The sequence below is a fragment of the Curtobacterium uvaldense genome, from assembly GCF_028307415.1.
In the GTDB taxonomy this organism is placed as follows: Bacteria; Actinomycetota; Actinomycetes; order Actinomycetales; family Microbacteriaceae; genus Curtobacterium.
Genome location: NZ_JAQMHU010000010.1, coordinates 1 through 13,200, shown reverse-complemented (window position 1 = coordinate 13,200; position 13,200 = coordinate 1). Strand labels below are relative to the sequence as shown.

The 13,200-nt window shown below is 72.8% G+C and carries 11 protein-coding genes; 5 read left to right on the top strand and 6 right to left on the bottom strand.

Translation table 11 applies throughout. From position 1 onward, the window contains the following. The first annotated feature begins 4 nt into the window (after window positions 1-4). Window positions 5-925: a 2-hydroxyacid dehydrogenase gene (locus tag PIJ49_RS07665; protein WP_271826240.1), complete on the top strand. Its 921-nt coding sequence runs from the start codon at window positions 5-7 to the stop codon at window positions 923-925. An 11-nt stretch (window positions 926-936) separates the two neighbouring features. Here the strand turns inward: PIJ49_RS07665 and PIJ49_RS07660 are convergent, their stop codons facing one another. Genes PIJ49_RS07660 through PIJ49_RS07650 form a run of 3 tightly spaced genes read right to left on the bottom strand, consistent with a single transcriptional unit; the run spans window position 937 to window position 2,893 of the window. Then, a complete protein-coding gene (locus PIJ49_RS07660; protein ID WP_235426456.1) occupies window positions 937-1,389 on the bottom strand; it encodes a GNAT family N-acetyltransferase in 453 nt (150 codons plus the stop codon). 59 nt (window positions 1,390-1,448) lie between these two features. Beyond that, the gene (locus PIJ49_RS07655) at window positions 1,449-2,576 is read right to left on the bottom strand and encodes a lactonase family protein (protein WP_271826239.1); all 1,128 of its coding nucleotides are present in this window, start codon (window positions 2,574-2,576) and stop codon (window positions 1,449-1,451) included. Next, entirely contained in the window at window positions 2,573-2,893 is a 321-nt protein-coding gene (locus tag PIJ49_RS07650; RefSeq protein WP_066652113.1) for a chorismate mutase, read from the bottom strand. Before PIJ49_RS07650 ends, PIJ49_RS07655 begins: the two co-directional genes overlap by 4 nt. 88 nt (window positions 2,894-2,981) lie before the next feature. Between PIJ49_RS07650 and PIJ49_RS07645 the strand changes: the two genes are divergently transcribed. Continuing rightward, entirely contained in the window at window positions 2,982-3,389 is a 408-nt protein-coding gene (locus PIJ49_RS07645) for a DUF1304 domain-containing protein (RefSeq protein ID WP_200884129.1), read from the top strand. Between the two features lie 222 nt (window positions 3,390-3,611). On the opposite strand, the gene PIJ49_RS07640 is transcribed toward PIJ49_RS07645, so the two are convergent. After that, entirely contained in the window at window positions 3,612-4,628 is a 1,017-nt protein-coding gene (locus PIJ49_RS07640) for an iron-siderophore ABC transporter substrate-binding protein (protein WP_271826238.1), read from the bottom strand. A gap of 58 nt (window positions 4,629-4,686) precedes the next feature. Here PIJ49_RS07640 and PIJ49_RS07635 point away from each other — a divergent pair, with 58 nt between their 5' ends. Continuing rightward, the gene (locus PIJ49_RS07635; protein WP_271826237.1) at window positions 4,687-5,553 is read left to right on the top strand and encodes a shikimate dehydrogenase family protein; all 867 of its coding nucleotides are present in this window, start codon (window positions 4,687-4,689) and stop codon (window positions 5,551-5,553) included. Between the two features lie 58 nt (window positions 5,554-5,611). Here PIJ49_RS07635 and PIJ49_RS07630 read toward each other — a convergent pair whose 3' ends face one another. Then, complete coding sequence (locus tag PIJ49_RS07630; RefSeq protein ID WP_271826236.1) at window positions 5,612-5,995, bottom strand: YchJ family protein; 384 nt, start codon at window positions 5,993-5,995, stop codon at window positions 5,612-5,614. Window positions 5,996-6,049: 54 nt separating this feature from the next. On the opposite strand from PIJ49_RS07630, the gene PIJ49_RS07625 reads away from it, so the two are divergent. Beyond that, a complete protein-coding gene (locus PIJ49_RS07625; RefSeq protein ID WP_271826235.1) occupies window positions 6,050-6,718 on the top strand; it encodes a hypothetical protein in 669 nt (222 codons plus the stop codon). A 48-nt stretch (window positions 6,719-6,766) separates the two neighbouring features. Beyond that, window positions 6,767-7,498, top strand: a complete 732-nt coding sequence (locus tag PIJ49_RS07620; RefSeq protein WP_209684053.1) for an SOS response-associated peptidase — start codon at window positions 6,767-6,769, stop codon at window positions 7,496-7,498. 152 nt (window positions 7,499-7,650) lie between these two features. Here PIJ49_RS07620 and PIJ49_RS07615 read toward each other — a convergent pair whose 3' ends face one another. Continuing rightward, window positions 7,651-13,113, bottom strand: coding sequence for an Ig-like domain-containing protein (locus PIJ49_RS07615; RefSeq protein WP_271826234.1), 5,463 nt, complete (start codon window positions 13,111-13,113; stop codon window positions 7,651-7,653). Window positions 13,114-13,200 lie beyond the last annotated feature (87 nt).

Below are 13,200 nucleotides of genomic sequence, written 5' to 3'. Positions count from 1 at the left end.
CCGCATGCCGATCGTCACCCTGCCCTTCGTCGAGCTCGTCGACCGGTTCGGCCCCGTGCCGGACGGCGTCGAGCTCGACGTGTGGGACGTCGAAGGCCCGTACGACCGCCCCGAGGACGTCGCGCTCACGCTGCTGCCGTTCTACTTCGCGGGTCGTCACCGGTGGCAGTTCGTGCACGACCTGCCGAACCTGCGACTCCTGCAGCTGCCGAGTGCCGGGTACGAGCACGCGCTGCCGCACGCCCCGGCACACGCGCAGGTCGCGAACGGCCGCGGCATCCACGACGACGAGACGGCCGAGCTCGCGGTCGGTCTGGCGCTGACCTCGCTCCGCGAGATCCACACGTTCCAGGCCGACCGCGCCGCAGGGGTGTGGGCCGTCCGCACCACTCGATCGCTCGCGGATCGTCGGGTCACGGTGGTCGGTCACGGGGCGATCGGCGCTGCGATCGCCACGCGGTTCGAGGCGATGCGGTGCGACGTCACCGTCGTGGCCCGCACTGCGCGGGAGCAGGACGGGCGGTACGTGCACGCGTTCGGGGAGCTCCCGGAGCTCGCGGCCCGGACGGACGTCCTCGTGCTCATCACCCCGCTCACCGACGAGACCGAACACCTCGTCGACCGAGACCTGCTCGCTGCGCTGCCCGACGGAGCCCTCGTGGTGAACGTCGCCCGCGGGCGGGTCGTCGACACCGATGCCCTGGTCGCGGAGCTCCAACGCGGGCGGCTGTCGGCAGCGCTCGACGTGACCGACCCGGAGCCGCTCCCGGCCGGGCACCCGCTCTGGACGACGCCGAACACGGTGCTGACGCCCCACGTCGGTGGGAACACGGACCTCAGCGTGCCGCGGACCCTCGAGCTCGTGCGACGCCAGGTGTCCGCGCTGGCAGCGGGCCGGCCCTTCGCCAACGTCGTCCACGGCTGACGCCCGGCCCCTCAGCGCAGCGGCAGCGCCATCCCGAGGCTCGGCGCGACGTCCTCGAACCCGAGCGAACGGTAGAGCCGCTGACCGGGCGGGTCCCCGACGAGCGTGATGTAGGCGCCTTCCGGCGCGCGGGACCGGATGTCCGCCACGAGCCACTCGACGACGACCCTTCCGAGCCCCCGGCGCTGGTGGTCCGGATCGGTGGCGATGTCGGCGATGTGGAAGTACCACCCGCCGTCCCCGATCGTGCGGCCCATGGCGACGGGGACCCCGTCGGTGTCGACGACGTGCACGGCCGACCAGCTCCCCGCGATCGCCCCGGCACCCTGCGCAGCGTCCTTCGGTGACAGACCGGAGTCCCGTCGCAGGCGCAGGTAGTCGTCCAGCGGCGGCGGCCCGACCACCAGGCGGTACCCGTCGGCGAGCACGCCCGACGCACCGGCCACGGGCACGGGCACGGGCACGGGCGCCCCAGCGCCATCCCCGGCCCCGGCACCAGCGCCGGCCCCAGCCCCGACCTCGGTCACGACCGGGCCGGCACCGGCACGATGCACGCGGGCGACCCGACGGCGATCTGCGCCACGGTCTCGCCCGGCACCCCGTCCGCCCCGATGGGCAGCACGGCGATCGCGTCGGACATCTGGTTGGCCACCAGCAGGTACCCGGGCACCTGCGCGAAGTGCCGCGGCCAGACGCCGCCGCACGACGCCGACCCGACGACGGTCAGCCCGTCGTCCGCGGTGTCGAGCACCACGATCAGGTCGCGGCCTCGGACCGCGACGACGACCCGTCCGGCCCGGTCGACCTCGACGTGGCTGAGGAGCGACTCCCCCACCTCGCCGTCGAACGCCGGCGCCGAGGCGATCGGCCGCAGCGTCCCGGAGCCGTCGCGGCGCAGGCGGTACACGCGTCCATCGAGCTCACCCGCGACGACGAGATCCGCGTCGGCCCCGGCCCCGAGCCACGCCATGTGCCGCGGCCCGACCCCGGGCCCGAGGTGGTGCACGCGCACGAGGTCGATCGCGGGGTCAGCCGTCACCCGGAACTCGTGGAGTGCGTCGCCGCCGAGGTCCGCGACGAGCACCGTGCCGTCGGGCGTCGCGATCGACTGGTGGGCGTGCGGCCCCTCCTGCCGGTCCTCGACGGGCCCCTCGACGTCGGGCAGCACGCCGGTGACGAGCGCCGACTCGGGGACGACGACCCGGTCCGCGCTCCCGTGGGTCCCGACGACGCCGTCGCTCGCGGTCACCGAGGCGGCGTGTGATTCTGCGGCCTCGAGCGACACGGCCGTCACGGTGCCGGAGACGTAGTTCGTGACGACGAGCGCACCGGAGGGGTCGACCCGCACGTGGCAGGGCGCGTCACCACCGGCGTCGGCATCCCACCGGTGCTCGAGCGCACCACCGGCGTACCGGAAGGCCGAGACACGACCGTCCGCGGTCTCGGACACGGCGTAGACCCGGTCGCCGGAGAGCGCGAGGAACGAGGGGTCGTCCATCACGGCGACGGTGGAGGCGGTGGTCCCGTGCACGACCGAGATGCCGGTCGCGTTCCCACCACCCGTCGCCGTGTACGACCCGACGAGCAGGTGCAGGTCGGCGAGATCCTGGGGGAAGCCGTCGGCTGGGATCCCGGCAGCAGGCCCGCTCACCGCTCGCCGCCGGCGATGCGCTCGTGGTGGTGGATGACCTCGGCGACGATGAAGTTCAGGAACTTCTCCGCGAACGCGGGGTCGAGGTGCGACTCGGCGGCCAGCTGTCGGAGCCGCGCGACCTGCACCTGCTCACGCCCCGGGTCGGCGGCCGGCATGCCCGCCTCGGCCTTCAGGTAACCGACCCGCTGGGTGTACTTGAAGCGCTCGGCGAGCATGTGGATCACGGCGGCGTCGATGTTGTCGATGCTCTGCCGGATGCTCGCCAGCTCGGCGACCGCATCGTCGTGGACGGGTGTGGACTCGTCGGCACTCATGGCCCGAGCCTACCGGCGGCCCTCCGCCGAGCGGGCTGGTGTGACGGACGGACACGAGCACTGCTCCGGGGCTGCGAGAATGGAGGCCATGTCGGTCCTGCTCGTGATCTCGGGCGTGTGTGCGGTCCTCGCGGGCCTCGTGCACGTGTACATCTTCTTCCTCGAGTCCGTCGCATGGACGAGTCCTCGCGTGCGTCGCGTGTTCGGCATCGCCTCGGAGTCCGAGGCACAGGCCACCCGCTCCCTCGCGTTCAACCAGGGCTTCTACAACCTGTTCCTCGCGATCGGCGCGATCCTCGGCGTCGTGCTGGTCGTCACCGGCAGCGGTGCGACGGGGTGGACCCTCGTGGTGTTCTCGAGCGCGAGCATGCTCGGCGCCGCGGTCGTCCTGGCCGGCACGGGTCGCCGGTACCTGAACTCGGCGTTCGTGCAGGGCTCGCTGCCGCTCATCGCCCTGCTCTTCGCCTTCATCGGCTCCACCTTCACCGCCGCGTAGCGGAACGCGCGGAACGGCACCAGACGTCGGACGGGAGGCGCGGTGCCGGCCCGCACCGTGCCTCCCGTCCGGCGACCGCGCACCATCCGTCACCGCCGGTCGCCACGCCCCCGCACGCACGCACGCACGCACGCACGCACGCAACGAGGGACGCACGCAACGGGAGACGCCGGGTCGCGACTCGCGACCCGGCGTCTCCCGTACTCCCCCTGTGGCTGTCGGTCAGCCGAGCTTCTTCGCGAACTCGTCCGGCAGCCGGTCCAGCGCCCACTCGATGGCGGCGGTGGTGCCGAGCGAGAACGCGTTCGACACGTCCGCGTCGTCGACGACGATGGAGTGCCCGGCCTCGACCGACGGCACCTTCTGGAACAGCGGGTCGGACTCGGCCTTCGACGCGTCGACGTAGATCGGCAGGACGACGGTCAGGTCTGCGTCGAGCAGGTCGAGGTTCTCCTCGGACAGGCTCACCGAGAACGCGTCGCCGGCCTGCTGGTCGACGGCCTTGGGGATGGTGAAGCCGAGCTGCTGCATGAAGGTGGAGCGGCTGTCCTTCGAGGCGTACGCGCCGAAGCCGTCCGCCGTGTACGAACCGACGACGGCGGTCTTGCCGTCGAACTCGGGGTGCGCCTTCCGCGCCGCGGCGTACGCGTCGTCGAGGTCGGTCAGCAGCTTCTTGCCCTCGGACTCCTTGCCGAGCGCACGCGACACGAGGTCGACCTGCTGCTCGGTGGTGGTGAGGTAGTTCGCGCCGCCCTTCGGCACCGCGACGGTCGGCGCGATCGCCGAGAGCTTCGCGTAGCGGTCCTTGTCGCCCGAGCTCTTCGTGTCGAGGATCAGGTCCGGCTTGAGCTTGAGGATCTGTTCGTAGCTGGGCTCGAGCGTCTGGATGATCGTCGGCTTCTTCGTGTACGCGTCCTTGAGCCACGGCCCGACGCCGTCGCCACCGAAGGCGAGCCAGTCGCTGGCGCCGACGGGCTGCACGCCGAGTTCGAGCGCTGTCTCCGCGTCACCCCAGCCGAGGGCGACGACGCGCTTCGGCTGCGAGGGGATCTCGGTCGTGCCGAGTGCGGTCTGGATCGAGACGGGGAACGCGCCGCCCGAGCCCGAGGCACCGTCGGACGCGGCGGGCGACGAGGAGCCGGAGGTGCACCCGGCGAGGACGAGGGACGCGGCGACGACGGCGCCGGCGGCCGCGAGCACGCGGCGGACGCGGCGCGCTGAGGGGGAGGTTCGGATCACACAGGTAAGGCTACCCTAAGCACCCCAGTCGAGGGTGCTGAGCGGCTAGGCTCCGGACGTGGAGTTCACCGACCCCGACCGGACCCGGCTGGCCGTGCTGGGCTCCCCCATCGCGCACTCGCTCTCCCCCACGCTGCACGCGGCGGCCTACGACGTGCTCGGGCTGCCGTTCACGTACGGGAGGCACGAGGTCGCCTCCGGTGGGCTCGACGCGTTCGTCGCGGGGCTGGGTCCCGACTGGCGCGGGCTCAGCCTGACCATGCCGCTCAAGCGGGACGTCCTGCCGATGCTCGACCGCACCACCCCGCTCGTCGACGAGCTCGGGGTGGCCAACACCGTGGCGTTCCGGCAGGAGGGCGACCGCGTCGTCCTGGCCGGCGCGAACACCGACGTCGAGGGCATCGTCCGACCGGTGGAGGCACTCGGACACCTGCCGGGCGAGGCCACGATCGTCGGCGGTGGGGCCACTGCGGCGAGCGCCCTCGCGGCTGCGGTGCGGCTCGGCGCGGTCGACGTGCGGCTCTTCCTCCGCGACACCGCGAAGGCCGGCTCCCTCGTGGACCTGGCGGTGCGCCTCGGGGTGACGCTCGAGGTGCTGCCGATCGACTCGCTGCCGGGGACGCGGCACGGGTTCCTCGTGTCGACGCTGCCCGGCGGCGCGGCCGACCCGCTCGAGCTGCTGCCCTCCGGGCCGGACGCGGTGCTGTTCGACGTCGCCTACGAGCCCTGGCCGACCGCCGCGGCCGGACGCTGGGCCACTGCCGGGGGCCGGGTGCTCAACGGGCTCGACATGCTGACGGAGCAGGCGATCGGGCAGATCCGGTTCTTCGTGTCCGGCGACGACACCGAACTGCTGCCGGACGAGGCCGCGGTCCGACGGGCGATGCGGCTCGCGGTCGGGCTGCCGGCGACCATCACCACCTGACGATCAGCGCTCAGGCACCACGGTTCAGGCGACCACGCCGTCGACGGTGAACCGCGGTTCAGGCGATGACCCCGTCCAGGTAGAACCACCGCCCCTGCTCCCGCACGAACTCGCTCGTCTCCTCGAGCGTCCCGCGGTCGTCGTCGGTGCGCCACCACGCGCGGAAGGTGACCTGCCCGGCGGAGTCGAACGGGCCTCCCGACCGGGTCGACACGATGTCCAGGCGCGTCCAGCGCTGCGACGGGTCGAGCGTCAGCTCGTCCGGCCGGGTCCGCGGGTGCCAGGTGAGCAACAGGTACTCCGGCAGCCCGAGCGCGAACGCGGTGAACCGGGAGCGCATGAGCCGCTCGGCGGTCGGAGCGGCGGCACTTGCGTGCAGGGGGCCGCAGCACTCGCCGTAGGGGTTGCCGCTCAGGCAGGGGCAGCGCTGTTCGTCGTCCACCCGGGCACGCTAGCAGCGGCCGGTCCTCGCAGCCTCGCGGCGTAGAAGGGGTCCGTGTACCGGCTCGGTTGGCAGGTCTTGCGCGGGCGCCTCTGGGAGGTCGTCGACCCGGCGCGGGCCCGTCGTGCCCTGTGGTCCGCGGGAGCCGTCGCCGCGGTCGCCCTCGTCGTGTTCGTCGCGACGGAGTGGGCGTGGGCCTGGGTGGGCCCCGGTGTCCTCCGCCCGGTCGTCGCGATCACCTTCGCGACGCTCGGAGTCCTCGCGGTGGCGTACTCCTGCTTCCCGACGGCTCGCGACATCGGTCCCGAGCTCCGGATCAACGGGCGACAGGTGCGACCCGACTGGCAGCTGTCCGTCCGGTGGTCGGTGCAGCCCTACATCGGCCGGCGAGCGCAGCCGATCGCGCCCGAGGACCGCGAGGCCGTCCTGATCGACGTGCCGCTGTTGCAGCGTGGACTCGTGCGACGGCTCTCGCGGCTCGGGCCGCTCCTGGTGGGGGCGGCCTCCGGCGGGATCACGGCGCTCGTCTCCGGACAGGTCGAGGTCTTCGTGATCCTGTGGCCCTTCGTGTACCTCCTCACACTCCCGGACATGGTGGCGCGGCTCGGACTCGCCGAACGTGCCCGCCTCGCGGCGCTCGAGGCGGCACCAACCACGCCGGGGCACCGTCCGCTCTGGCGCCGGCACCCCCACGGGTCGAAGGTCCGCCTGCCCGGCGAGTGACGGCTGCGCGCCCGCACCACTGTCGGCCGCGGCGGGCACACTGGGCGCATGTGTGGAAGGTTCGTCGTCTCCGACACCACGGCTGATCTGCTGCCCGAGCTCGTGGGTGAGCTCGCGGCGCGCACCGAGCACGTCGACGAGGACACCGGCGAGGTGCACGCCGGCCTCGCCCCGAGCTGGAACGTCGCGCCGACCGACCCCGTGTACGCCGTCCGGCAGCGCCACGGGCAGCGCGAGCTCCCGCAGATCAGCTGGGGCTTCGTTCCGAGCTGGGCGAAGGACTTCCGGAAGCAGCGGCCGAAGCCGATCAACGCCCGCATCGAGACGGTCGCGACGAGCGGCATGTTCAAGCGCGCGTTCGCCACGAACCGGTGCATCGTCCCCGCGCTCGGGTACTACGAGTGGGTCGTGCGCGAGGACGGCAAGGAGCCCCACTTCGTGCACGAGCCCGACGGCGCACTGGCGATGGCGGGCATCGTGAGCGCCTGGCCGGACCCGACGAAGCCCGAGGACGACCCGGACAAGTGGCGGCTGTCGCTCGCGATCATCACCCGCGACGCGCACGTCGCGCCCGGCGAGGTCCACGACCGGATGCCGGCGTTCCTCACCCCGGACGGCTACGACGACTGGCTCGACGGCGACCTCGGCTCCGACGACCTGCTCGCACTGCTCGACCACGAGTCGCTCGCGGTCGCGGCCGGGCTCGAGCAGTACGAGGTCTCCCGCGCGGTGAACAGCGTGCGGAACGACGGCCCGCAGCTCATCGCACCCATCAGGTGAGCGCTGCGCGCCACGGGCCCGTCCACTGACCCCCGAGGGCACGGCGACCCGACGTCGGGTCGCGACCACGGACGACGGACGGGAGGCCCGGATCACGTGCGCCTGTCGGCTGACGTGGTCCGGGCCTCCCGTCCGGTGGTGGGGTGCGGTCGTCAGGACCCGCTGCGGCGGCGCGTCCCCGTCACGACGGCGGCGCCGTCACCTCGGCGGCGGACCACGAGGAACGCCCCGGCCAGGACCATCGCGACCGCGGCCAGGCCGAGTCCGACGAGTCCCGTGGTGCCGGTGAAGGCGAGCTTCGCGACGTGCGCGACCGCTGCGATCCCGGTCGGGTAGGACACCTCGATGGTCGCGCGGACCAGCTGTGCGGCGCTGTCCAGCACCGTGTAGTCGATCGAGGTGCGCGCTGCCCAGCCGTGCTCGGGGGTGAACACGACCTGCCCACGGTCGACCTGCCAGGTGCCCATGCCCTGCACGACGACCCGGTCGGTCGGTGCGCCGGTGGCCGGGTCGACCAGGTGCAGCGTCGTCGCCACGAAGTGCGCTCCGCCGCTGGCGTGGTCGTTGTCCGTCGGACGGAGGCTGGCCGGGTGGCCCACGGCACCGACAGCCGAGTCGTCCGTGGCGGTGGCGGCCGCGACGACCGTCATGACCGCGGTGGCCGTCGTCGTCTGCCCGGAGGCGTCGGTCACCGTGTAGGTGAACCGGTCCGTGCCGGTGAAGCCGTCCGCGGCCTCGTACAGGTACGAGCCGTCGCGCTGCACCGAGACGGTGCCGTGCGCGGGCTTCCGGTCGAGGGCGGCGGTCAGGCCGGTCCCCCGGTCGTTGCCGAGCAGGCCGTGCCGGGCGTCACGGGCGACCGGGGTGCCCGCGACGGTCCGTGCACTGTCGTCGACGGCGTCGATCCCGACGGTGATCCACACGGTGGCGTCCGCGGCCTGGCCCTCCAGGTCGTGGTCGCGGTACGTGACCGAGTCCACACCCGAGAAGCCCTGGTCCGGCGTGTAGACGAAGGTCCCTGCGCCGGCGATGCGGACCGTTCCGTGCCGCGCCGTCCCCGCGGACACGACCCGCAGGGCCGAGCCGTGGTCGTTGCCGAGCACGCCCGGGTCGACCGCCGTCACCGGGGTGCCGGCGGCGGTGCTGGTGCGGTCGTCGGTCGCGACCGGCGTGACGGTGATCGTCACGAGGCCGGTCGACGTCGAGCCCTCGGCGTCCACCGCGGTGTACGTGAAGGTGTCGGTGCCCGAGAAGCCGGCAGCCGGCGTGTACACGTACGAGCCGTCCTTGTGGAGCTCGACCGTGCCGTGCTCCGGCTGCCGGTCGATCTTCGCCCAGAGCCCCGCGCCGGAGTCGTCGGTCAGGACGCCCGAGGCCGCGGACACCCGCAGCGTGCCGTTCGTGGTGGTGGTGCCGTGGTCGGCCGTCGCGACGTTGCCGACCAGGACCGTGACCGTGGCGGTCGCGGTCTGCCCGGAGGCGTCGGTCACGGTGTACGTGAACGTGTCCGTGCCGGACCAGCCCGTCGTCGGCGTGTAGACGAGCGAGCCGTCGGCCGCGGTGGTCACCGTGCCGTGGCGCGGAGCGGAGTGGTCCGTGACCGTCAGCCCGGTGCCGTGGTCGTTCCCGGTCAGCACGGTCCCGCCGAGCGCGAGCGGGGTGCCGGAGGTGGTCTGCAGCACGTCGTCGGTCGCGGTGGGTGCGACGGTGACGCGCACCGTGGCGGTCGCGGTCGAGCCGGTGCCGTCGGTCACCGTGTAGGTGACGGCGTCGGTGCCCGAGAACCCGTCGGCGGGCGTGTAGGTCACGCCGGTGTCGCGGGCGACCGTGCCGCCGGTGCCGGTCGTGTCGGAGATCCGGACGGTGCCGTTCGCAGCCGTGCCGACGCCGGTCACCCGGAGCGCGGTGCCCTTGTCGTTCTCGGTCACGGCGACGTCGATCGGGGTCCCCGTCGTGGTCGTCGCGGTGTCGTCGACGGCCTTCGGTGCGACGGTGATCGTGACGGTGCCGGTCGTGGTGTTCCCGGAGCCGTCGGTGATCGTCACGTCGAAGGTGTCCTTTCCGGAGTACCCCGGCTCGGGCGTGTACGTGTACGAGCCGTCCTTGCCGACCTCGACGGTGCCGTGGCCCGGGTCCGTGTTGTCGGTGACGGTCAGGCCGGTGCCGGTCGCGCCCTCGAGCACGCCCTCGTCTGCGGGCACCACGAGGGTGCCGTCGGCGGTGGCGTCGGCAGCGGTCGCGGCGACCACGGGCGTGATGGTCACCGTGACGGTGCCCGCGGCCTGCTCGTCGTTCGCGCCGGTGACCCCGTACGGGAAGGTCGCCGTGCCCGAGGTCCCCGGAGCCGGGGTGTACGTGACGGTGCCGTCGGCGTTCAGCACGACGGTGCCGGCGCTGGGCTGCCCGACCGACGTGACGGTGAGGCCGGAACCGTGGTCGTTGCCGGTCAGGTCACCCGAGGTCACCGTGACGGGCTGGTCGGCCGTGGTGCGGATCCGGTCGTCCTCGGTGCGGGGCGTGACGGTGATCGTCACGAGACCGGTGCTCTCCTCGTCGGTGTCGGACGCGTCCTTCGCCGTGTAGGTGAAGCGGTCCGAGCCCGACCAGTCCACGGTCGGCGTGTACGTGTACGAGCCGTCGGCGGCGAGGTCGACCGTGCCGTGCAGCGGCTGCTCGTCGATCGTCGCGGTCAGCCCGGTGCCGTGGTCGTTCGCCAGGACGCCTTCCGCCACGGGGACGGTCAGCGTGGTGGACGCCGGGACGGTCGCGGAGTCCGCGGTGGCCTGCGGTCCGACCACGACGACGACCCAGGTGGAGTCGGTGCGGCCCGAGGCGTCACGGACGTCGTACCAGAACGAGCCGGTACCCGAGAAGCCGTCGGCCGGGGTGAACACGGCGTTGCCGTCCGCGTCGAGCACGACCGTGCCGTTCGAGGCCTTGCCCACGCCGGTGACGGTGAGCCCGGTACCGGAGTCGTTGCTCGTCATGGCCGTCGCCGCGACGGTGACCGGGGTGCCGGCCGTCGTCGAGGTGGTGTCCGGGCGGGCGGTCGGCGAGACCGCGATCGTCACGGTCGCCGGCTGCGACGTCCGGCCGGAGCCGTCGGTCACCGTGTAGGAGAGGGTGTCGGTGCCGGACCAGTCACGGGCCGGGGTGTACTCGACGGCGCCGTCCCCGTTCACGACCGCGGTGCCGTGGGCCGGAGCCGTGGCGATCCTCGGCGTGAGGTCGGTACCGGTGTCGTTCCTCGTCACGTCGAACGCGACGGGATCGTTCGCCGTCGTCGCGGCGCGGTCGTCGGCAGCGACGGGCACGACCACCACGGTGACGGTGCCGCTGACGACCGTGCCGGCGCTGTCGGTGGCCTGGTAGGTGAACGTGTCGGTGCCGGAGAACCCGGTCGCGGGCACGTAGGAGTAGGTGCCGTCGGGTGCCAGCGTCAGCGAACCGTGCGTCGGCTCGGTGTTCGAGCGGATCGTCAGGCCGGTGCCGCGGTCGTTGCCGAGGACGCCGTCGGCGCGGGTCGTCGCCGTGGCGGTGCCGCCTGCGGGCAGCGTGATCGTGTCGTCGACCGCCGCGGGGCGCACGAGGACGGTCACGGTGACGGTGTCGGACTTCCCGTTGCCGTCGGTGACCGTGTAGTCGAAGGTGTCGTCACCGGAGTAGCCGTCGGCCGGGGTGTAGGTGTACGAGCCGTCCTTGCCGACGGTGACCGTGCCGTGTGCGGGCTGGGTCGAGCCGGTGACGGTCAGGTCGGTGCCCTGGTCGTTGCCGAGCAGGCCCGGCGCACCGACGGTGGTCGGTCCGCCGGCGGTCACGGTGATCGCGTCGGCGCCGGCCGCGGGCAGCACCGTCACGGTGACGGTCGCCGTCGTGGTGGTGCCGTTGCCGTCGGTCGCCGTGTAGGCGAAGGAGTCGGTGCCCGAGAAGCCGGGGGCCGGGGTGTACCGGTAGGACCCGTCCTCCCCGAGCTCGAGGGTGCCGTGCGTCGGGTCGGTGTGGCTCGTGATGGTCAGGTCGCTGCCGTCGTCGTTGGCCAGGAGGCCCGTGGTTGCGTCCGCCGTCGCGGTCCCGCCGGCGCGCACCGGGAAGGCGTCGTCGGCGCCGCTGGGCGAGACGGTGACCGTGACCGTGCTCGTCGACGTGCGGCCGGAACCGTCCGCCGCGGTGTACGTGAACTGGTCGGTGCCGGAGAAGCCCTTCGCCGGGGTGTATGTGAAGCTCCCGTCCGCCGAGGTCGTCACGGTGCCGTGCGCCGGGGCGCCCGTGGACTGCAGGGTCAGGCCCGTCCCGGAGTCGTTGCCGAGCACACCTGCAGCGGCGACGTCCAGCTTCGTCCCGACCGGGGTGCTGTAGGCGTCGGGCTTCGTCACGACGTGCGCGAGCTTGAGCGTGTTGGTGAACGTGACGACGACGTCGGTGCCGTCGGCGGTGGTCGCCTGCGGGAACCGGAACACCGCCGTGCCGCCGGTACCGCTCGCGACGGTGCGCTTCGTCGACAGGTCGACGGCCTGCCACGTCGTGTCGTAGTCCGCGGGGTCGGTCGTGCCTGCGGGCTGCTGCGTGACCGTGTAGTCCTTGTCCGGCGTGGTCAGCAGGGCACCGGCGGTCTTCGACTGGACACCGGTCGCGGTGCCGCTCGTCGTGCCCGAGGCACCGGGCGTGGTGGCCTGGATGCCCTGACCGGCGATGGACAGCGCGAACTGGTCGGTGTCCTTCCAGCGGTCGTCGACGGAGGCCTGTCCGGTCAGGGTGTCGGCGTAGTTGCAGGTGGCGAGGTCGGTCGCGCCGAAGTCGCCGGTGATCGCGAAGCGACGCTGCTCGGCACCCGACGTCGGGTCGAGCTGGAACACCGTCGTCGTCTTGACACCGTTGGTCGCGGTCGCGGACGAGGAGACGTAGAGGTACCCGTCCGACGAGAAGGCGATGCCGGGGCTGTTCGTGCCGTTCGGCAGCGTCCCGATCTCGGTCGTCGACAGGTTGCGGCCGCCCGACGGCATCGCCGTCGTCGGCAGCTCGGTGGTGTCGACGCGGTAGACCTTGTGCGCGGCCACGACGAACATGAGCCCGCGCGAGCTGAACGCGAAGTCACCGTTGACGCCGGTGCCGCCGGTCGAGTTCGTCGTCGTCATGCCGGTCAGGGTGCCGACCTGGCCGAGCAGCTTGCCGGCTGTCGGGTCGTACGCCCAGATCCGGGTCGCGTCGCCGTAGTAGTAGATGCCGGTGACCGGGTTGACCGCGCCACGGATCACGGTGTGCACCCCGTCGGTCGGGATGGTCGCGAGGACCTGCCCGGTCTTCGGGTCGTACTGCTTGATGGTCGCGGTCCCGCCGTTGGCGGCGCCGAACATCGAGACGCCCTCGCGCGAGATGCCGAGGCCGTTGTTGCCCTCGGCCCCGAGCTCGGTGACGGGGACGTTCTTCCCGGCATCGGTCGTGGGGGTGATGTCGACCGCGATGACCTTGCCCGTGCCGTCCACGGCGTACAGCGTGTTCTGGTTGCAGACGAGCCGACCGTTGTCGAGCGCCGAGACCGCAGCCGACGCCGGCTCGGCCGCGACGACCGCGGTGGTGGCGGACACACCGGCGCCGACGAGCAGCGCGGCACCGAGCATGGCGACGAGACGTCGGCCGGGGCGTCGGGAGGGCAGGGGGCGACGACCTGCAGGGTCGTCACCGGGCACACGGGTGCCCTGGTGCAC